The organism is Nitrincola sp. A-D6, assembly GCF_000764495.1.
In the GTDB taxonomy this organism is placed as follows: Bacteria; Pseudomonadota; Gammaproteobacteria; order Pseudomonadales; family Balneatricaceae; genus Nitrincola.
Window position 1 is genome coordinate 1 of the sequence record NZ_JRLB01000089.1, and the last position, 20696, is coordinate 20696.

The 20696-nt window shown below is 50.6% G+C and carries 17 protein-coding genes and 5 pseudogenes; 10 read left to right on the forward strand and 12 right to left on the reverse strand.

Annotated elements, in window-relative coordinates:
* The coding region (nhaB, locus tag LH51_RS14075) for a sodium/proton antiporter NhaB (RefSeq protein ID WP_036523224.1) at positions 1 to 1490 on the reverse strand (1490 nt) is incomplete at its 3' end.
* Between the two features lie 317 nt (positions 1491 to 1807).
* Here nhaB and LH51_RS20610 point away from each other — a divergent pair.
* The 3 genes and pseudogenes from LH51_RS20610 to LH51_RS14090 all read left to right on the forward strand — a co-directional run.
* A pseudogene (locus LH51_RS20610) lies at positions 1808 to 1942 on the forward strand (cyclopropane-fatty-acyl-phospholipid synthase); the annotation flags it as partial.
* 201 nt (positions 1943 to 2143) lie between these two features.
* The gene (locus LH51_RS14085) at positions 2144 to 3199 is read left to right on the forward strand and encodes a 1-acyl-sn-glycerol-3-phosphate acyltransferase (protein ID WP_200882007.1); all 1056 of its coding nucleotides are present in this window, start codon (positions 2144 to 2146) and stop codon (positions 3197 to 3199) included.
* On the forward strand, positions 3192 to 3908 hold the full coding sequence (locus LH51_RS14090) for a lysophospholipid acyltransferase family protein (protein WP_036523226.1): 717 nt from the start codon (positions 3192 to 3194) through the stop codon (positions 3906 to 3908). Before LH51_RS14085 ends, LH51_RS14090 begins: the two co-directional genes overlap by 8 nt.
* A gap of 5 nt (positions 3909 to 3913) precedes the next feature.
* Here LH51_RS14090 and LH51_RS14095 read toward each other — a convergent pair whose 3' ends face one another.
* The 10 genes and pseudogenes from LH51_RS14095 to LH51_RS14140 all read right to left on the reverse strand — a co-directional run bounded on the left by LH51_RS14095 (position 3914) and on the right by LH51_RS14140 (position 13252).
* The gene (locus LH51_RS14095; RefSeq protein ID WP_160173739.1) at positions 3914 to 4777 is read right to left on the reverse strand and encodes a biotin-dependent carboxyltransferase family protein; all 864 of its coding nucleotides are present in this window, start codon (positions 4775 to 4777) and stop codon (positions 3914 to 3916) included.
* A 69-nt stretch (positions 4778 to 4846) separates the two neighbouring features.
* A complete protein-coding gene (gene pxpB / locus LH51_RS14100; RefSeq protein ID WP_036523227.1) occupies positions 4847 to 5545 on the reverse strand; it encodes a 5-oxoprolinase subunit PxpB in 699 nt (232 codons plus the stop codon).
* 1 nt (position 5546) lies between these two features.
* On the reverse strand, positions 5547 to 6290 hold the full coding sequence (locus LH51_RS14105; protein WP_052063807.1) for a 5-oxoprolinase subunit PxpA: 744 nt from the start codon (positions 6288 to 6290) through the stop codon (positions 5547 to 5549).
* A 12-nt stretch (positions 6291 to 6302) separates the two neighbouring features.
* Positions 6303 to 7519, reverse strand: a pseudogene (gene fabB, locus LH51_RS14110) (beta-ketoacyl-ACP synthase I).
* A gap of 68 nt (positions 7520 to 7587) precedes the next feature.
* Positions 7588 to 8103, reverse strand: a complete 516-nt coding sequence (gene fabA, locus LH51_RS14115) for a bifunctional 3-hydroxydecanoyl-ACP dehydratase/trans-2-decenoyl-ACP isomerase (protein ID WP_036523229.1) — start codon at positions 8101 to 8103, stop codon at positions 7588 to 7590.
* A 115-nt stretch (positions 8104 to 8218) separates the two neighbouring features.
* Positions 8219 to 9186: pseudogene (locus LH51_RS14120) on the reverse strand (polyprenyl synthetase family protein).
* A 261-nt stretch (positions 9187 to 9447) separates the two neighbouring features.
* Positions 9448 to 10404 (reverse strand): hypothetical protein, encoded by a 957-nt coding sequence (locus LH51_RS14125; RefSeq protein ID WP_036523230.1) that lies wholly within the window; start codon positions 10402 to 10404, stop codon positions 9448 to 9450.
* Positions 10405 to 10420: 16 nt separating this feature from the next.
* On the reverse strand, positions 10421 to 10789 hold the full coding sequence (locus LH51_RS14130) for a hypothetical protein (RefSeq protein WP_036523233.1): 369 nt from the start codon (positions 10787 to 10789) through the stop codon (positions 10421 to 10423).
* An 88-nt stretch (positions 10790 to 10877) separates the two neighbouring features.
* Positions 10878 to 11063, reverse strand: a complete 186-nt coding sequence (locus LH51_RS20895; protein WP_160173740.1) for a hypothetical protein — start codon at positions 11061 to 11063, stop codon at positions 10878 to 10880.
* A 65-nt stretch (positions 11064 to 11128) separates the two neighbouring features.
* Positions 11129 to 13252: a toxin VasX gene (locus LH51_RS14140; RefSeq protein WP_036523237.1), complete on the reverse strand. Its 2124-nt coding sequence runs from the start codon at positions 13250 to 13252 to the stop codon at positions 11129 to 11131.
* A gap of 399 nt (positions 13253 to 13651) precedes the next feature.
* On the opposite strand from LH51_RS14140, the gene LH51_RS14145 reads away from it, so the two are divergent.
* From LH51_RS14145 to proB, 5 genes and pseudogenes are all read left to right on the forward strand, one after another.
* Positions 13652 to 14230, forward strand: a complete 579-nt coding sequence (locus LH51_RS14145) for a DNA-3-methyladenine glycosylase I (RefSeq protein WP_036523238.1) — start codon at positions 13652 to 13654, stop codon at positions 14228 to 14230.
* 200 nt (positions 14231 to 14430) lie between these two features.
* The gene (rplU, locus tag LH51_RS14150; protein ID WP_036523239.1) at positions 14431 to 14742 is read left to right on the forward strand and encodes a 50S ribosomal protein L21; all 312 of its coding nucleotides are present in this window, start codon (positions 14431 to 14433) and stop codon (positions 14740 to 14742) included.
* A 33-nt stretch (positions 14743 to 14775) separates the two neighbouring features.
* The gene (gene rpmA / locus LH51_RS14155; RefSeq protein WP_036523240.1) at positions 14776 to 15033 is read left to right on the forward strand and encodes a 50S ribosomal protein L27; all 258 of its coding nucleotides are present in this window, start codon (positions 14776 to 14778) and stop codon (positions 15031 to 15033) included.
* A gap of 171 nt (positions 15034 to 15204) precedes the next feature.
* Positions 15205 to 16398: an Obg family GTPase CgtA gene (gene cgtA, locus LH51_RS14160; protein WP_036523242.1), complete on the forward strand. Its 1194-nt coding sequence runs from the start codon at positions 15205 to 15207 to the stop codon at positions 16396 to 16398.
* Between the two features lie 15 nt (positions 16399 to 16413).
* Positions 16414 to 17533, forward strand: a pseudogene (gene proB / locus LH51_RS14165) (glutamate 5-kinase).
* 94 nt (positions 17534 to 17627) lie between these two features.
* Here proB and rpsT read toward each other — a convergent pair.
* Positions 17628 to 17891, reverse strand: a complete 264-nt coding sequence (rpsT, locus tag LH51_RS14170) for a 30S ribosomal protein S20 (protein WP_036523244.1) — start codon at positions 17889 to 17891, stop codon at positions 17628 to 17630.
* 217 nt (positions 17892 to 18108) lie between these two features.
* Here rpsT and murJ point away from each other — a divergent pair.
* Both murJ and ribF read left to right on the forward strand, forming a co-directional pair.
* Positions 18109 to 19660: pseudogene (murJ, locus tag LH51_RS14175) on the forward strand (murein biosynthesis integral membrane protein MurJ).
* Positions 19661 to 19739: 79 nt separating this feature from the next.
* The gene (gene ribF / locus LH51_RS14180) at positions 19740 to 20696 is read left to right on the forward strand and encodes a bifunctional riboflavin kinase/FAD synthetase (RefSeq protein ID WP_036523246.1); all 957 of its coding nucleotides are present in this window, start codon (positions 19740 to 19742) and stop codon (positions 20694 to 20696) included.

Here is a 20696-nt window from a genome sequence, read left to right on the forward strand (position 1 = left end):
TACAAAAATAACCCGACTCCACCAAGAACCAAGGTATAAGGCAGTGCCATGATAACCATGCGTCCGTACGAAAGTCTTACCAGTGGGGCAATAGCCGAGGTTAGCAGAAACAGAAATGCGGCTTGACCATTAGGGGTGGCGACACTGGGCAGGTTTGTACCTGTGTTGATGGCAATGGCCAGGCGTTCGAAATGTTCATGGCTGATTGTTCCAGCATCCAATGCCTGTTTAACTTCGCTGATATAGACTGTAGCGACAAAGACGTTATCTGAGATCATCGATAAAATGCCATTGGCGAGGAAAAACATGGCGGGTTGATGGGCTTCGGGAAGCGCCAGTACCGCCGCTATGATTGGGCTGAACAGGTGCTGATCATGAATAACGCCAACAATTGCAAAAAATACTACCAGCAAAGAGGTAAAGGGTAAGGACTCCTGAAAGGCTTTTCCAATTTGATGCTCATCAGTAACTCCGTTAAACGAAGTGATCAGGATGATAATCAATAAGCCGATTAATCCTACTTCAGCAATGTGAAAAGCCAGTCCAACCACCAGAATACATGCAGCTAGTGCCTGAATCATCATGGCGGCTTTCTGGGTGGTTGTGCGTTTGGCTTTTTCGGCATCAGAGAATTCTTTTAGTACCTGAAGCACAGGGCGTGGAATTTTTACTCCGTAACCCAGTATTTTAAGCTTTTCAAGCAGTACGCAAGTAATGAACCCTGCAATCAGCACCGGGATGGAAATAGGCGCCATTTTTATAAAGAATTCGGCAAAGTCCCAGCCGGCCATTTTGGCAATCAACAGGTTCTGAGGTTCACCTACGAGTGTGCAGACTCCCCCAAGCGCTGTGCCTATGGCGCTGTGCATCAGCAGGCTGCGTAAAAATGCACGAAAGTCATCCAGATCCTCGCGGTGAAGCTCTGTTATTTCCTGATCAGTGACATGGTCATGCGTGTTGTGGTGATGTGGCTTGCCAGAAGCAACCTTGTGATACACAGAATAGAACCCAACGGTAACGCTGATGATCACAGCTGTAACTGTTAATGCATCCAGAAAGGCTGAAAGTAGTGCGGCGGTCATGCTAAACATTAATGCCAGCAGGTATTTTGAGCGAACATGCAAAAGGATGTTGGTAAATGTGACAAGTAGCAGGCTTTTCATAAAATAAATGCCAGCTACCATAAACATTAACAGTAAAATGACGGGGAGATTGGTTTGGATCTCCATGTACAAGGTATCCGGGGAAGTCATCTGTAGTAGCAATGCTTCTGTTGCCAGTAAGCCACCGGGTAACAGAGGGTAGCATTTCAGTGCCATCGTCAATGTAAAAATAAATTCAGCAATCAGTAGCCACCCAGTGAGCTGAGGACCAAGTAGCCAAAGGCAAATTGGATTGAAAATTAAGAAGAGTATAATGGTGCGTTTGTACCAGGCAGGAGCATGGCCAAGAAAATTATGCGCAAAGGCATTGGCAAATGTGCGAGTCATTAGTGTGCGTCTTGGTAAGATGTTTACAGAATGTATGTAAGCAGTGCTTTAGCAGAATGACTGAGTGCTAGGGTGGGGTGATCTCAGAGTTGGGCTGGCTCACGTTTTGTCCTGTTAGATACTAAATAGGATACGAAATAAATCAATTCTTTGATGTAAATCATATCATTATGGAGCCTGGTTTGATAGCGATTTATTGTGCATCTGCGTAATAAATGGATTTTGCGGTTTGTTTTCAGGATAAAAACTTGATTTGTTTGGCTATAGTCCTGTTTGGGATGCTTCAGGTATTAGTCTGCCTGCTTCGTAGCCTGCTAGGTGAGCGTTTCTATCGTATGTGGCGCTATTACCTGCTCTCTTGTGCCGGTGCATTTCGGGCTCGCGATATTCAGCTTTGGCAATGGGTCTTTTCTCGTGGTGGTGTGCAGGGGGTATATCCAAGGCAAGTCTAGCGCCAGGGTTTAAGTTTGTGTTCGAAATGGCGGATTAATCATCCTTGTCTCACCATGTAATTTGCAGGTAAACAGGCTAAAATGCGTGTTTTCCATAGTCAGGTTGTTGGTATTGTCCATGAGCGAACAGAGTCAGAACGCTGATCCGTTTCAGTCGATTCGCCCTATCGGGATACTGAGGTTGCAGAAGTCCTGAACCGTATGATCCGGGATAATGAGCTGGTTGATGTGATTACGCATTACCAGTTTCCGCGTTTACCTCGTTTTGTAAGGCGCTTATTAAGGCCGGTAGTCAGAATTGGTCTGGCGGGCAAGGTGGGTGATATAGAGAATATCACCAGCTTTCAGAAGCTGATCGCCAACTATATGACCAAGATGATCAACCGCTCAACCAGTAAGCTCAGTTGCAGTGGTATTGATCGTCTCGATCCACAAGAGTCTTATCTGTTTGTATCCAATCATCGTGATATAGCTATGGACCCGGCTTTTGTGAACTGGGCGCTGTATCAATATGGCCTGAATACCGTGCGTATTGCCATAGGGGACAATTTGCTGTGTAAACCCTATATTGCGGATTTGATGCGCCTGAATAAGAGTTTTATTGTTAAGCGCTCGATCAAGGCTCCTCGTGAGATGATGGCGGCGATGACTCTGCTGTCAGGTTATATCGATCACAGTGTGACGACCGGACATTCAGTGTGGATCGCTCAGCGAGAAGGGCGCTCCAAGGATGGCAATGATCGTACCGACCCGACATTGCTGAAAATGTTCTATATGTCCCATCGCAAGCAGCGCAGTTTTGCTGAAATGGTTGAGCGACTCAATATTGTTCCTGTGTCTATCTCTTATGAGTTTGACCCCTGTGATGCCTTAAAAGCCAAAGAGCTGGCGGCGGTGGCTACTGAGGGTAAGTATCAAAAATCCGAGTTTGAAGATATCGACAGCATCGTCAAAGGCATTACCGGTGCCAAGGGCCATGTGCATGTTGATTTTGGTGAGCCAATCAAAGGGAGCTTCGAAACCCCAGAGGCGCTGGCAACTGAAATCGATCGGCAGATACTCAGCGGTTATTATCTGCATCCAACCCATCTGGCGGCAGCTGAGCGTACTGAATCGGCTGCGGCCAAGCAGTTGCTGGATGAGCGGCTGTCACAGGTGGACGAACTGGCTAAGCCCTACTTAAAAAACATGTATGCCAATCCGGTCTTCAATCGTGAACGGATTGAGCAAGCGGTCAAGGGGGTGAAAATTGCTTAAGTTTCGTGCCTTTTTGTTTGCGGCGGGCTTTTATCCTCTGACCATGATCTATGCCATCCCCTGTTTGTTGATCGGTCCACTATTGCCGTTTCGGGCAAGGTTTATCTTTCTGACAGGGATTAACTACTTTTACATCTGGTGGCTGAGGGTGACCTGTGGTGTTAAAACCCAGGTGACCGGGCTGGAGAATCTGCCTAAGGACCGCCCTTACGTGGCCTTGTCTAACCATCAGAGTGAGTGGGAAACCCTGTATTTTCAGTTGGTGTTTAGACCTCAGTCGGTAGTACTGAAACGCGAACTGTTGAAAATCCCTTTTTTTGGTTGGGCGCTGGCACTGTTGAAGCCCATCGCACTTGACCGCTCACAGCGCCGTGAGGCGCTTAAGCAACTGCTGCGGCAGGGTAAAGAGCGGCTGGCTGAGGGTATCCCGGTGGTTATTTTCCCGCAAGGTACGCGTGTGCCTGTCGGCAAAGAGGGGCGCTTTAACAAAGGCGGCACTATGTTAGCAGTAAGCCAGGGTGTGCCTGTGGTGCCCGTTGTGCATAATGCCGGTATCTGCTGGCCGGGTAAGTCCTTCGTCAAATACCCAGGTACGGTACAACTAATCATTGGTGAGCCGATTGAAACCCAGGGGCGCCGCGTTGATGAGGTACAACAGGAAGTGATGGCGTGGATGATGGCGCAGATGCAGGCGATCGGTGCCACCTGACGGGTCTAGCGGAAAAAACGCAGAAAAGCCGCTTCCTGCTGCTGTGCTTCCTCAAGGCTGATAGAGCGCAACTCTAGCGTCTGCCCTGGTCGCGTTTGGGCTAAATGATCCAGGCTGCGCAGGGTGACGAACCCGGGTTTGGGGTAGCCACCAATACTCTGGCGCTCATTCAACAGAATAATGGGTTGGCCTGAAGGGGGCAGTTGCACTGTGCCTGCGGTGACACCTTCTGATATCAAAGCACGGGCCGCCGTTTTTAGTTCAGGACCTTCCAGTAAGGCCGCCATGCGGTTCGAGTCGCTCGATAGTGTCCATTCGCTCTTCAGTAATGTCTGGATGATGTCAGTATTAACCTGACTGTGAGGATTCGGGTAAAAGTCCAGTTTTACAGGTGGGCTGTAGTCCGGAATATACTGGCTGGGTAAGGCTGTCAGCGCACAGCGATGCTCTGTCCGGGTGGGCTGGTAAGCCAGGCGATCACCGATTTTCAGCGCTGAACCCTGCCCATCCAGTCCACCGAGTTGCTCGCGTAGTACACAGGAGCGGCTTTCTCCCAGCCCTTTGGGTGTTTTCCAGCCACCACGGATACATAAGTAAGCGCGCATGCCGCTGCCAGCATAACCGGTTTCCAGTAAATCGCCGGGCTCTACGCACTGGGTTTGCCAGGGGGCAATGGCTTGGCCATTCAGGCGGGCTTTCATATCCGCTCCGGTCAATGCGATCTGTGTCGCCTGGTTAAAGCGGCCTTTCAGACCGCCAATGGTGATTTCCACAGCCGCCGCTCCCCAGCGATTGCCTACCAAACGATTGCCCCAGGCCCAGGCGTGGCGATCCATCACACCGCCCGTGGTTAAGCCAGATGTGCACACTGCTGGCGCCCATCATCCTCAATCAGACTGAGTACACCGGTTGCGGTAATTTCCAGGTAGTGTGACAGATCAGTCATGGGGTTCGTGTCCGCCTAACTGAATAAAGGTGTCTCTATCCACAGCATGAAAGCGCACGCGTTGGCCGGGTTGCAGCAGGGCGGGTGGATCAGCCTGTACATTGAAGAGTTTCATCGGTGTCTGACCCAGGAGTCGCCAGCCCCCGGGTGAGTCGATTGGGTAGATGGCGGTCTGGTTGTCGGCAATGGCTACACTGCCTGCGGGTACGCGTGCTCTGGGTGTTTCAAGACGAGTAACTCGCAGGTCAGGGTGGGTCTCACCCATATAGGCAAACCCGGGAGCAAACCCCAGCGCATAGACCCGGTATTCCTGCTCACTGTGGAGCCGAATAATGTCCTCGACTGTGCAGTGTTTCTGCTCGGCGAGCGCGATCAGATCTGGCCCGGTGGAGTGTGGATCGTAATACACCGGTATGTTGATGAGGTCGGTTTGTGGTAGCGAGAACTCAGGTGAAAGATTGTCCAGTAAAGGGGTCAGGCGGGCCAGAAATGCAGTCTGGGTGTCTTGCAGCAAGTCATATTCGAGTAGCAGGGTGGTGTAGGCGGGCGTCAGGTTCAGCAGCCTGTCACCCAGGCAGGCTTGCAGGCGCAGGCTGATCTGGTGAATTCGGGCGCTGAGTTCAGGGCTCATTACGTCGCCGAAACGCAACAGTAGCGCATTCACGCCCGCCGTTTCAGCTGACCAATCCATATCAGTTCTGCCTCAGTGCCTGGTGGATGGCTCTTACGGTGGCAATAGAGTCTTCGTTGTCACCATGCACGCAAAGACTGTCTGCCTTTAATGATAGGAGGCCGGATGGGGTGGAGACGTTCTGTTGTCTTGCCAGGCTGATTGCTTGTGCCAGTATAAGTTTGGAGTCGTGATGTACTGCACCGGGTTCACTTCGAGGCATGAGTAGCCCGGACGGGGTGTAGGCCCGATCAGCAAAGGCTTCAAAAATCAGCGGGAGTTGATGGCGTTCGGCCAGTGCTTCAACTGCACTATTATCCGCCCGGCTCAGCAGCATCAGGCTCAGGGGTGTTTCGCTGTACTGATTGAGCGCCGCAATCGCTTCCATGACGTCTTGCAGCAGGGCGGCATCCGACATCATGTCGTTATAGAGGGCACCATGGGGTTTGACATAATCCACCTGGCCACCTTCGGCCCGGGTGATGGCTTGCAAGGCACCGACCTGATAACGAATCAGTGCGCGAAGCTCCTCGCCACTGACCTTGAGGCTACGCCGACCAAAACCGATAAGATCGGGGTAAGCTGGATGGGCACCAATACTGACCTGATGCGCCAGTGCCAGACAAACTGTTTTTTGCATGGTGAGGGGATCGGATGCGTGAAAACCACAGGCGATATTGGCCTGGTCCAGCCAGGGGATAACTTCGGCATCCCGACCCAGGGTCCAGATGCCGAAGCTTTCACCTACGTCCGCATTGAGCAGCATAGGTATTGAGGTTTAGTCGTTGTACTTCTGCAGTACCAGCGTTGCGTTGGTACCACCGAAGCCAAAGCTGTTGGACATGACGCGTTGCAGGTCGACATTATCCTTGCGCTCGGTAACGATCGGCAGGCCGTGAGCTTCCGGATCCAGTTCTTCAATATTGGCGGATGCGCAGATAAAGTTATTTTGCTGCATTAACAGACAGTAGATGGCTTCCTGAACACCGGTAGCGCCCAGAGAGTGGCCGGTCAGTGACTTGGTAGAGCTGACCGGCGGCATCTTGTCAGCAAAGAAAGTCTGCATGGCTTTCAGTTCCTGCATGTCGCCAGCTGGAGTCGAGGTGCCGTGGGAGTTGATGTAATCTACCGGGCCATCAACAGTCGACAGGGCTTGCTGCATGCAGCGCACCGCGCCTTCACCAGATGGTGCAACCATGTCGTAACCATCGGAAGTGGCGCCGTAGCCGACGATTTCAGCGTAAATTTTTGCACCACGGGCTTTGGCGTGTTCCAGTTCTTCCATGACCAGCATGCCACCACCACCTGCGATAACAAAACCATCGCGGTTGGCATCATAGGCACGGGAGGCTTTTTCCGGTGTGTCGTTGTACTTACTGGAGAGTGCACCCATGGCGTCAAACATCACGCTCAAAGACCAGTGGAGTTCTTCGCCGCCACCGGCAAAAATCACATCCTGCTTACCTAACTGGATCAACTCCATCGCATTACCGATACAGTGTGCGCTGGTGGCGCAGGCTGAGGTAATGGAGTAGTTGACGCCTTTGATTTTAAACGGTGTTGCCAGGCAGGCGGATACGGAAAACCCATGGTACGGGTGACGCGGTAAGGGCCTACACGGCGCACGCCTTTGTCACGCAGAATATCGGCACTTTCAACGATATCAGCCGATGAGGCACCACCAGAGCCAGCAATCAGCCCGGTACGGACATTGGAAACCTGGTCTTCTGTCAGGCCGGAATCTTCAATGGCTTGCTTCATTGCCAGATAAGAATAGGCCGCTGCATTGCCCATGAAGCGGCGTAGCTTGCGGTCAATCAGGCTTTCAAGGTCAATGTTCACCTGGCCTGCTACCTGGCTACGAAAGCCCATTTCTTTGTATTCCGGCTGGAAACTAATGCCAGAACGTCCTTGCTTGAGTGAATCAAGAACTGTTTCTTTATCATTTCCGAGACAGGAAATGATGCCCATTCCGGTAATCACAACGCGTCGCATGTGCTGACTCTCTCTGCTTTTAACGTAACGTTACGTGTTTGTTATATTTTATCTGACAGTGATCTGCTTCAGAAGTTGTCGGTCGAGGTAAACAGACCCACCCGCAGATCTTTGGCTGTGTAGATCTCACGCCCGTCCACCGACATGCTGGCATCAGCAATACCCATCACCAGCTTGCGCTCAATGACGCGTTTCAGCTGGATGTGATAGGTAACCTTCTTGGCTGTTGGTAATACCTGACCAAAAAATTTCACTTCACCAGCACCGAGTGCTCTGCCGCGCCCTTTGTTGCCTTTCCACCCCAGAAAGAATCCTACGATCTGCCACATGGCATCCAGACCCAGGCAGCCGGGCATCACAGGGTCGGTCGGAAAGTGGCAGTCAAAAAACCACAAGTCCGGATGGATATCCAGCTCAGCAATGATCTCGCCCTTGCCGTGTTCGCCGCCGTCAGCGGAAATGGTGGTGATTCGGTCCATCATCAGCATATTGCCGACTGGCAACCTGGCATTGCCGGGTCCGAACATTTCGCCGTAACCACATTTCAGAAGGTCTTCGCGTTCAAAAGATGAGGGCTTAGTCATGAATTAATATCAGTCCAAAAAACAATGAGATTTAATTTAATCCTGGGATTATACCGTTAGAGTGTAGCAGAGGCACGACCTGTTGCTGATTATTTGCACAGCTATTTGCGTGGCGTTATTTTTTACGCGCAACGGCCAGGCCTGCCAGTTCAATCAGGGTGGTCTTGAATGACGAGTCTGCTAATTCCTTGATCGCATTGATGGCCATGTCGGCCTGTTGCTGAGCGGCGCTTTGTGCGTAGTCGATGGCCCCGGTGTTTCTGACGATATCCAGAACCGGTTGCAGATCCTCCAGGCCACCTTGGCGTATGGCGTTGCGGATTAGTGTGCGCTCTGCTTCAGTGCCGCACTGCATGGCCCGAATCAGTGGTAAAGTGGCTTTGCCTTCGGCCAGATCATCGCCAACATTTTTGCCCATCTCTTCGGCAGTAGACAGGTAATCCATCACATCATCGGTAATCTGGAAGGCTATACCAATATGGCGGCCATAAAGGCGTAGCGCTTCACGATCAGTGCTCGATGCGTCTGCCAGAATAGCACCACACTCTGTGGCGGCTTCAAACAGCATGGCTGTTTTGCCAGAATCACCTGCATATAGCTGTCTTCGGTGGTATCCGGATTGCGCTGGTTGAGCAGTTGCAGAACCTCACCTTCAGCGATTACCGTGGTGGCATTGGAAATGACCTGCATGATTTCCATGCGGCCTATCTCAACCATAACCTGAAACGAGCGCGAATAGAGAAAGTCGCCGACCAGTACACTGGGGGCATTGCCCCACTTGGCGTTGGCGGTGGCATTGCCGCGGCGCAGCTCGGAGTTATCCACGACATCGTCATGCAGTAGCGTGGCGGTGTGAATGAACTCAATTACAGCCGCCAGGCGGATATGCAGCTCACCCTGGTATCCACACGCGTTGGCACTCAATAAAGCGAGGAGGGGACGAACGCGCTTACCGCCACTTTCGACAATGTAATGGCCCATCTTCTCAACCAGCGGTACGTTAGAGCCCAGGTTGTTAAGAATGAAGTCTGTCACGGCGTCGAACTGGGGTTCGATCAGTGGGTTTAGCTGATGTGGCTGCATGTATTCAATGGCTGGAAATTAATGATGGCTGAATGCTAGGGAGTGCAGTGCCCGATGTCAAGAAAGTGGGGTATATTGTCCCTGTCTTTACCCACTTTATTCACTATGCCTGGATCAGATTAATCGGAATCACCACCCCCTCACCTGTGACACGCTTCGAGGTCATCCTTGACTCGCTCGACTGCCGTCGTCCTGACGGCAGACGGTCACGGCTGAGAGGGTGGTGTTCCTTGTTGCACTCCATACCAATTTCCACGTTGATCAAGCGTAAGGCATATAGTCAGGGTACAGCTTCGAACTTGGATTTTTCATAAACTCTGCAATAGCCTGTTCCGTTTTACGTTTTTTGAACGGGAATTGCGGTAAGAGCTGTAGGCGTGACAGTCTATAAAAGAGATAGTCATACCATTGAACATGTTTGGGTTTACGTTTTGGCCCTAGTTGATCCAGCCACCTCGGATTAGGATTAGTTAAATAGTCGGTCAGAAAATCACGTAAATAATAGGATTGATACTTCACCATTGCGCCATTCAGGAAGCAACTGGCGCCTATACTCAACAAGCCATTTTTTTGTTTATGCGGAAGTGGTAACCAGATATTTAACGGACCACTCATATTATAAGGATCGTTAGCCTGTTTACCGCGAGGCACATGGGCTTCGATCAATTGTAATGGATCGCTCATACCTGGTGGAAAGTGAACACAGACAAAATGACCCCGCATCCAAGTGTAGATAATTCGGCGCTTTCGATCGATACGATAAGGATTACCCACCGCTAGATTTAATAAAATCCAAGGAATTACGATTATTCCGATGAAAAATAGGCCTGCAACGATGCCACGGCCGTGGCGTTCGATATTATATACATAAAATTGTTGATAAGATTCACCTTCTGGAGTAAAGCCGGGATTACTTTTATCTTCGTAAAATGCAAAGGCATCTAAAATATAACTTTCCCTAAAAAACATCCTATGAATTTTTTCATAAGCTATCCCTGGCTCACCATTCGCAGTAAACCAGCCAGGATCATACGAGGGCCCCAACCCCAAAATTAATGCAAAAAATATTAACTTGAACCAAGCATTCAATATATCTGAAACAAATGAAGGTATTTCAATAGTATCGTCATCAATACGCGTGATTGATAGATTCATCACCTCAATCACTTCGGGACTTTCCGTTGGATTGGAAATAAGTTGCGGAGGTGGTAACGACATCAGGTTATCCTATATTTTATTTAGCTTTTATTGCTGTAATTTCAAGCGGTTCTAACATGATAAATCTCTGTGCTTCACCATCCGGCATCAATCTATCAAAGCTTACGGTTAAGCGAAGCCTCTTCTCGTCAGCATAAGCAGATAAATGTAACGATGCGACACCAGGGCCTACCCATTCACGACGTATCTGATGACTTTGTATCCTTGCCCAAGTTGAAGAGCCAGTCATCATGCCGTGTGCACCTCGCGGCTGATAATTTTCTAAGCTGATAGATAATTGGGCTAACTGATCTTTATCAGTTAATCCCTCAAATTCAATTTGAACAATCCAGTCCTTTAATTGTTTGGCTGTAATTGGCCAGACTAATTTTTCGAAGGCGCGCATCTCTTTATTCAGGGCATTTTCTAAATTTCCAGAGTTAAGTAGCCCAAGTGAGTCTTTTAGTTGATCTGAAAACTCTTCGGGGCGCTCTTCACCCAGTACCTTTCACTACTCCCCAAAACCCCTCATAAATCCATTGCTCTAAGCCAGTTCTGCTTGAGGCGGTGAACAAAAGGCCGAGGGCGATCATTACGCCGCCGATGATGGCACCAGGAACACCAAAAGCAACAAGTTTGGTTCCTAACATCACTACAGTACCTGAGCTAAAGGTGGTCAATACACTTCCTATCAAAGACGCAGACATCACCAATGACCCCACTCCCTGCAATGCATGGCCTGACATTAAGGCATAGTCTTCGCGTTTATACCTTCTGCGCCTTGGCCTGCGGAGACGAGTAAGCCGGTGACGAGAGCAAGCCCTCCTAATAGCTTGGCATACTTGGCTCTTTCCAACAGCTGTGCATTTGAGATTCCACCGATATTGGCTTTTTGAGGCAGTATATAGTTTTTTCCTGTAGCCCCACTGATCGCATAGGCGGCGAAGCGCGTCGCAAGACGGCTCGCCTGTTGAGCCGTCCGAATATAGGTGGGTTCGGCTCTTAGGGTGGCATAGTTGCCAACTACGGTGCTGAAGGCAAGGCTGAGTTGCACGGCGGGCAGGTTGGCGATGGCGCCGGCTTTGGATCGGGCGTCGAAGTTGTGGCTGTCGTGCCAACCTTTGATGGTTTGTTGGGCACTGAACAGGGCTAAGACCATGGCGATGCCTGACAATCCAGTGCTGACTTTTCCGACAGGGGTGTCGGTGATGTGATCGTAGGTGATGATGTCGATAGTGCCATAACGGTGTGTGGACTGCTGTAGGCCACTATTTCTTCCATGTGAACTTTGTCCGTCTGAGGATACTGTTAAGGTCGAAGACTCCCCTATCAAGAACCGTTCATAATACTGATGCATTTGGTTATTTAATTCACTGGTGGGGATGCGTACCTTGCGTTCGGTTACCCCTATTAATCTTTCTAAATGTGTTTTTTGAATCTGGCTATTGTCCTCAAACAGGGTTGTTGAAACTTCGATATAAACGTCAAAAAATGTTTGCTGTATCCGATTGATGACGATCGGATCCGAAAGCTCATTAACGATTTCTGATGCCACTTTGGTCATCCCAGCGAAAAGAATGGCCCATTCAGAATTATCCCAATCGTTTCCTTCAATATCATCTGGATTTAGTTTGAGCTTGTTATAAAGGGCTGCCGGTGTAAACGCATTGAGCCTCACGCCATCGACATAAGCACCGAGTTGACTGGCTGCAAATCCGATGCATTGCTCACATCTTTTTTGCTCTGCGCCTTGTAACGCCAATCTTGCGGGTTCGTGTACGCCTGGTCGTTGATCCAGTGTTTTCCAGTACTCCGCAAGGCGCTTATATTTCTTTCGCTGCTCTGGGCCATAGGTGGCAAATTTGTGTCTCAGTTCGTCGGCTGAGCGGTTAAAGGGGTCTGTACTAAACACTTTTCGAGTGGCATAGGTAATGTTATTCCACAACTGTATACCTGGATCTACATACCGTTTATTGATCGTATTTTCTAATTTATCGACAGAAGCAATCGCTTTTGCTGTCACCATCGCGTAGTGATGTTCTGTTTCGTAGTTTTGGATATTGGCTTCTTCAATTTCCAATAAGCGCAGCAGGTCTTTGGCTTCGCCCAGGGTGTCTTGTATGGCTACGATTCGAGCATATTCATAGCGCTCTCGAATATGTTCATTGTCGCTGTTTTTCATTTGCTCGAAGGGGGTGATATCCAGTTGACCGATCGCCGTATGACGAAGCACATTAGCTTCACGCTCTTCCGGGTCGCTATCTTTATAGTCTTCGACTAACGCTTGCAGATTATCCAGCTTCATCACATGAGGATCTGTGCCGTCCTCTTCATGCAGTGTGAAGGGTTGCATGACCTTATCGCGCCAACTGGGATTACGTTCTATCTCCTCGAACATGTACGCAGGCCAACGTTCTTCGCTGTAGGCGATGTAGGTATCCATTGCGGCCATATTGACATAGGCAAAGGGTTCGGATTCCATTTGATGGGCAATCCACTCACTCCGTGCTGTACCATTTTTCCACGTATAGTTGTAATACTGAAAGGTGCTGGCACAGGCGGTGGGTTCATCGTTGGAATTGCAATCATCGGCACGGGTTTGATAGCGAAAAATTAACCAGGTCATCTTTTTATCAGTGCAATCGCTTTCGTTAAAGCCTAAGTAACCGTAAAAATAGATATAGCCTTGACGAATTGAAGCGATTTGATGATGTGGAGAATTTCCAATACCTGCGGGGGCTTGCAGTGCCTGGGGCAGATCGTCCAGATCCGTTAACAATATCTCATCTGACACCACATAACGACAGGGAATAATGGGAACAATTTTTCGTGGGTCACAGTAAGCGATGCAGTCGTTCATTTTTGCCATATCTTAAGTTCATCCTTGTTTACGCAGCTTTAGTCTTACTCTTCGAATTCGATACTTATCCGCAAGTAGGAATGCATAGTGCAACGCGTTAGCGCGGCATTACACATCTCGTTATTTTCCTGATACGAAATAGGTCGATCGCCATTTGTTGCTGATCGCCGCTGCTAAAGAAAAACAGAGGTTGGCGAAGACGAGGGTAGGGGTAGCTGAGTTGCTTAAGAGGAGAGGCGGCATGACTAGGTCCCTGTCGTGATTAGCACATTAATGGCAGAAATGGTCCTTACTTCTTGAGCTGGATCCTAAATTTTTTAGTTTGTGGAGTCAAGGCTGGCAGCAAAGTGGGTATATTCCATAACCATAGGATTTGCTGCTATATGTATAGTTTTAAGGGAGAAGAATATGAAAAAACGTTGTGGCTGGTGTAGTGATGACCCGCTCTATATTGAATATCACGATCATGAGTGGGGTGTGCCGGCACATGATGACCGCCATCTGTTCGAAATGTTGATACTCGAAGGTGCTCAGGCGGGACTGAGCTGGATTACTATTCTGAAGAAGCGTGAAAACTACCGTCAGGCTTTTGATCAGTTTGATCCTGTGAAGGTTGCCGCTTACGCCGATGCGGATGTGCAGCGTTTGCTGGGTGATGCCGGAATCGTGCGTAATCGCCTGAAAATCGCGGCGGCAATTAAAAATGCCCAGGGTGTTTTACAGATTCAACGTGAGTTTGGTTCGCTTGATCATTATCTCTGGCAGTTTGTTGATTATCAGCCAGTACAGAATAGCTGGGAGAACCTTAAAGCGGTGCCGGTGCAGACGGATGCCTCGGTGCGTATGAGTAAGGATCTGAAAAAGCGCGGCTTTAGTTTTGTCGGTCCGACGATTTGTTATGCCTTTATGCAGGCTGTCGGGATGGTGAATGATCATGAACAGGGCTGTTTTCGTCATGCGCAAGTCAAAGCGCTGTCTTCTGTGTAGTTGTAGTTTTAGCCTTGGTTAAAGATAGGTGTAAGTCAGACTGTTTATTGCTTGATCTGTAGTGGGTGTATCTGTATAATTGCGCGCCCTGAGCTTGTCCAAATCATCGCTCCCTGTTATAGGGTTTTATCGCTTGCAGAAGCAGCCCTTAGAAGCAGGTTTCGTTTCAGTAGCCGGACAAGCGTAACCTGGAGAGAATTATGTTTGCAGTGATTGTGAGTGGCGGTAAGCAGTACCGTGTGCAAGAAGGTCAGACGCTGAAGCTGGAAAAGCTGGTAGCTGAGCAAGGTGCTAAAGTTGAATTCGATCGCGTATTGCTGGTTAGCAATGGCGATAACGTAACTGTCGGTGCGCCGGTGGTTGAAGGTGCTAAGGTCTCTGCTGAGGTTGTTAGTCACGGTCGTGGTGATAAAGTGACAATCATCAAATTCCGTCGTCGTAAGCACCACATGAAGCGTCAGGGCCACCGTCAGTGGTTCACTGAAGTTAAGATTACCGGTATCAGCGCTTAATTACGCTGCCGAAAAACGCATAGGAGAGATACAATGGCTCATAAGAAAGCAGGCGGTTCCACACGCAACGGCCGCGACTCGCAATCCAAACGTCTGGGTGTAAAGCGTTTCGGTGGTCAGGCTGTAATTGCTGGCAATATTCTGGTTCGTCAGCGTGGCACCAAGTTCCATGCTGGTACCAACGTTGGTCTGGGTAAAGACCACACGCTGTTTGCGACAGCAGACGGAGTTGTTAAGTTTGTTGTGAAAGGTGCTCAGAAACGCAAGTACGTAACTGTCGTACCTGCCTGAGTAACCCGCCGCAAAACTTAAAAAAAGCTCCGCCTGGCGGGGCTTTTTTTTTATGTACAGGGACGTACAGGCATAAAATTGCTCCTGCATTTTATGCATACGCGCCGTCCCTGGCGCTATATGCCTTGGGCGCACTAAAGTAGAAAGGCACTGCCTTTCGGGAGAGTTAAGATGAAATTTGTCGATGAAGCAACCATTACCGTAGAAGCGGGTAAAGGCGGAAACGGCTGTATGAGCTTTCGGCGGGAAAAATTCATCCCGAAAGGTGGTCCTGACGGCGGTGATGGCGGTGACGGTGGTTCGGTTTGGGTTGAGGCTGATGAGAGCCTGAACACCCTGATTGATTACCGTTTTACCCGTCACTACAAGGCACCCAGTGGTATGCAGGGGCGCGGTTCAAACTGCACCGGCGCCAAGGGTGAGGAATTGACTTTGAAAGTGCCGGTGGGTACCACTATTGTTGATGTGGATACCGACGAGGTGCTGGCTGATCTGACGCAAATCGGACAGCGTGAAAAAATTGCCCAGGGTGGTTTTCATGGCCTGGGTAACACGCGTTACAAGAGCAGTGTGAATCGCTCGCCGCGCCAAACCACTAAGGGCTCGCCCGGTGAGTTGCGTAACCTGCGTCTGGAGTTGAAAGTGCTGGCTGATGTTGGCTTGCTGGGCTTGCCGAATGCGGGTAAATCCACCTTTATTCGCGGTGTGTCCGCGGCTACGCCGAAAGTGGCCGATTATCCGTTTACCACGCTGATTCCGAATCTGGGTGTGGTCAGAACCGATGCGTTCCGTAGCTTTGTTGTGGCTGATATCCCCGGTATTATCGAAGGGGCGGCTGAAGGTGCCGGTTTGGGAATACGCTTCCTCAAGCATCTGGCGCGTAACCGTGTGTTGTTGCATATCGTCGATATGGCGCCCTGGGATGAAACCACGCCCGCTGAAGCGGCTATCACCGCAACCAAAGAGCTGAAGCGTTTCAGTCAGACTTTGGCGCAGCAGCCGCGCTGGTTGGTATTGAACAAGCTGGATCTGTTACCAGAAGATGAACAGGAAGCGGCTTGTCAGGCCGTGGTGGATGCACTGGAGTGGCAAGGGCCGCTGTACCGCATCTCCGCGTTGAATAAAACCGGATTGAAGCCGCTGACGCATGATCTGCAAAACTTCCTGGATGCGCGTAAAGAAGCGATTGCTGAAAATCCGGAGTTGCTGGAGCAGGAACAGGAAACCCGGCGGATTATCGATCTTGAAGCGCGCGAAAATCTGGCTAGATTGCGCGAAGAGTTGCGCGCCAAGCGTGAAGATGATGATTGGGATGATGATTTTGATGACGACGATTACGATGTCGAAGTCGAGTATGTTCGCTGACGGAGAGAAATAAACATGACGGGTCGTGAGCGGCTGGTTCGTCGAGGGCGCTGGGTTGTCAAAATTGGCAGCTCACTGTTAACCAATGATGGTCAGGGTTTGGATCAGCAGGCGATTGCCCGCTGGGTCGAGCAATTGGTGTCGTTGCGTGAACAGGGTATCGAAATCATTTTGGTGTCGTCCGGTGCGGTAGCTGAAGGCTGAATCGCCTGGGTTGGAAAACGCGCCCGCATGAAATCTTTCGTTTGCAGGCCGCTGCAGCAGTTGGGCAGATGGGCCTGGTACAGACCTGGGAAACCTGTTTCTGGAAGCATGGCGTGCATACGGCCCAGGTCTTGCTGACCCATGATGATCTGTCTAACCGTAAGCGCTATCTGAATGCACGCTCTACCCTGCGCACCTTGATTGAATTGGGTGTGGTGGCTGTGGTCAATGAAAACGATACCGTGGTCACCAATGAAATCCGTTTCGGTGATAATGATACCCTGGGTGCGCTGGTCGCTAATGCCGTTGAAGCGGATGCATTGATCCTGCTGACAGATCAATTGGGTCTGTTCAGTGCCGACCCACGCCAGGACCCATCGGCTGAACTGATTCGTGAAGCTCGGCAGAAGATGAGCGAGTGCAAGCTGTAGCTGGAGATGGTGGTGCGCTGGGGCGCGGCGGCATGGTCACTAAAGTGCGTGCGGCGCGCCTGGCGGCGCGTTCTGGTGCGGTAACAGTGATTGCCAGTGGTCGTGAAGAAAACGTCCTCAGGCGTCTGTTTGAGGGTGAGGCGTTGGGAACCCTGTTGACGCCAGATCGTGAACCTATGGCAGCACGCAAACAATGGATCGCCGGGCATCTGCAAGCGCGCGGCACCCTGACGGTAGACGCTGGTGCAGTCAGGGCGCTGACAGCCAGTGGTCGCAGTTTGCTCCCGGCCGGTGTATTGAGCGTTACCGGTGACTTTTCACGTGGTGAAATGGTCATGGTCATAGATGAGGCTGGGCGGGTAATTGCGCGTGGCCTGGCTAACTACGGTGCTGAAGACGCCTGTCGTATACTTGGACACCCCACTCGGGCCATAGAATCGATTCTTGGTTTTATGGGTGAGGAAGAGTTAGTGCATCGGGATAATATGGTGTTGGCCTAAGGGTTATGCGCAAGGCGCTCTAAGGAGTAGGCACAAAAAAAACCGGCGAATAAGCCGGTTTTTTTTATTATGCCGCGAGGGCTAATATGTTGTCTTAAGCCAGTGCTTTGATCTTCGTAGACAAGCGGCTCTTGTAGCGAGCAATCTTGTTCTTGTGGAAGATGCCTTTATTAACAGAACTGTCCAGAATTGGCTGGGCAGTTTTGAAAGCTGCTTCAGCAGCGGCTTTGTCACCACTTTCAATAGCGGCGAAGATTTTTTTCAGGTAAGTGCGTGCTGTGGAGCGCAGGCTAGCGTTTTGCTGACGACGCTTCTCCGACTGGCGAGCACGTTTACGGGATCCTGCGGAATTAGCCACAGTCTGGCTCCTTTAAACTTGGGTTGATCAAAATACGGCGGTAGTAGTGCCGAAAAACAGACGCGAGATTATTCATGTTAGCGAACAATATGTCAACTGTTTATGTCATTCTTCTCGCGATTCTATGCTATGAGTGGCGCAAAAAGAAAGCTATTATTTGCGCCTCTTGTGCCGATCGCGGTAAAGGATAACACAGAACGAGCGAGGTAAAGCGGAATTGGAACAGGCTAAGGCTAAAAAACCCGGACTGCTGAGATCCAGTGGTACTGTTGGGATCATGACCCTGTTGTCACGTGTGCTAGGCTGGTTCGTGATGTCACTATTGCGTCAATTTTCGGTGCCGGTGGACATGCCGATGCATTTTTTGTGGCGTTTAAAATTCCCAACTTCTTACGCCGTCTGTTTGCCGAAGGTGCCTTTTCTCAGGCGTTTGTGCCGGTTCTGTCTGAATATCGTACCCAGCGCGACCTGCAATCGGTGCAGCTGCTGGTGAATCGGGTGGCGGGCACCCTGGGGATGACCTTGTTGTTGCTGACTCTGGTGGCCATGATGGCGGCACCTGTGCTGGCAGCAATTTTTGCACCGGGTTTTTATCTGGCCGGAGATGAGCGCTTTGCGCTGGCCTCGGAGATGCTGCGCATCACCTTCCCTTACTTGCTGTTGATCTCACTGACCGCTTTTTGCGGCGCTATTCTGAATAGTTATGAGCGCTTTGCGATTCCTGCTTTCACACCGGTGCTGCTGAACCTGTGTCTTATCGGTGCGGCACTGTGGATCAGTCCAATGATGGACCGCCGATTATGGGGCTGGCCTGGGGGGTGTTCCTGGCCGGGGTGATGCAGCTGCTGTTCCAGTTGCCTTTCCTGGCGCGTTTGCGGCTGTTGCCACGACCCGCGATGGGTTGGCGTGATGAAGGGGTCAGGCGGATCATGAAGCTGATGGTGCCCGCTTTGTTTGGTGTGTCGGTGGCACAGATCAACCTGTTGCTCGATACCGTGCTGGCCTCCTTTCTGCAAAACGGTAGTGTGTCCTGGCTGTATTACTCCGATCGCTTGGTGGAGTTACCCTTGGGCGTATTTGGTATTGCGATCGCCACGGTGATTCTACCCGCCTTGTCACGTAATCATGCTGACAAGAGCGATAAGGTGTTTTCGGCCACGCTGGACTGGGCGTTGCGCATGATTCTGCTGATCGGCTTGCCAGCCGCACTGGCATTGGTGGTGCTGGCCGAACCCATGATAGCTACCTTGTTTCACTATGGTGAGATGCAGGATCGAGATGTGTTGATGGCGGGCATGAGTTTGAAAGCCTATGCCTCAGGTTTATTGGCATTCATGTTGATCAAGGTGCTGGCAACCGGTTATTTCTCCCGCCAGGATATGAAAACCCCGGTGAAAATCGCCATCTGGGCCATGGCGGCGAATATGCTGTTTAACCTGATTCTGGTCTGGCCGCTGGATCACGTGGGTCTGGCGCTGGCAACTTCTCTGTCGGCCTTTTTGAATGCCGGTTTATTATTACTGGGTTTGCTTAAGGTCGGGGTGTTGCGCTGGCAGCCGGGCTGGAGGCGTGTATGGATACGGAATCTGTTTGCCAACGCGCTGATGCTGACCTATCTGTTGAGTCTGAGTGCCAGCACTGAAGACTGGTTAAGGGCAGGCTTGTGGCAACGGGTTGAATGGCTGGCGCTGTTGGTGATCGGGGGTGGGTTGGTCTATCTGGCAGCACAATGGATCGCCGGGTTGCGCTTGCGCCATCTACGGGCCTGACAAAAGCTTTAGCAGGGCTGATAATGACGCGCTTTTTCGACTATAATGCGCGGTTTAGATTCTGAACCAAGATGATGGCATGGAACTGATCCGAGGCTTACATAATCTGCGCGACAAACACCGGGGCTGTGTGGCCACCATTGGTAATTTCGATGGCGTACACCTGGGTCACCAGAAAGTACTGCAGCAGGTTAAGCAAAAAGCGGCTGAAATGGACCTGCCGAGTGTAGTGATTATTTTTGAGCCGCAACCGCGTGAGTATTTTGCTGGCAGTGATGCGCCGCCACGGCTGACGCGCTTCGATGAGAAGGTGCGGCTCTTACGCGATCAGGGGATTGATCGGGTACTGTGCCTCACTTTTAATGCGCGCTTGCGTAATATGTCGGCACAGGCGTTTGTTGATGAGTTGCTGCTCAATGGCCTGAATGTGCGGCATTTTGTCGTCGGTGATGATTTTCGCTTCGGTTGTGACCGTACCGGTGATTATGCCATGCTCGAAGCCACCGGGGCCGCGCATGATTTTTCGGTAGAGCACACGCATACGCACCTGATTGATGGCCAACGGGTGAGCAGCACCCTGATCAGAGAAACCCTGATGCGCGGTGATTTTGAGTTGGCTGAACAACTGCTCGGACGTCCCTATCGTGTCACCGGGCGAGTGCAACATGGCAATAAGCTTGGTCGGCAACTGGGCGTGCCTACGGCGAATGTGCGCATGCATCGCTTCCGTTGCCCGTTACAGGGTGTCTACACGGTGCTGGCCCGCTTTGGCAGGCATGAATGTGAGGCTATCTGCAATGTTGGGATTAGACCTACAGTCAATGGCCGCTTGCCAGTACTGGAAGTGCACCTGTTCGACTGGGATCAGGACCTTTACGGCCAGTTGATGCAGGTCGAGTTCCTGCATTTTTTACGTCCTGAGAAGCGCTTTGATGGACTTGATGCGTTAAAAACACAGATTTTTTCAGATATTGAAACGGCCCGTCTCTGGTTTGCTGACAGCACCGGGCAGAATTCACTTGCGGAAGTTAACTGA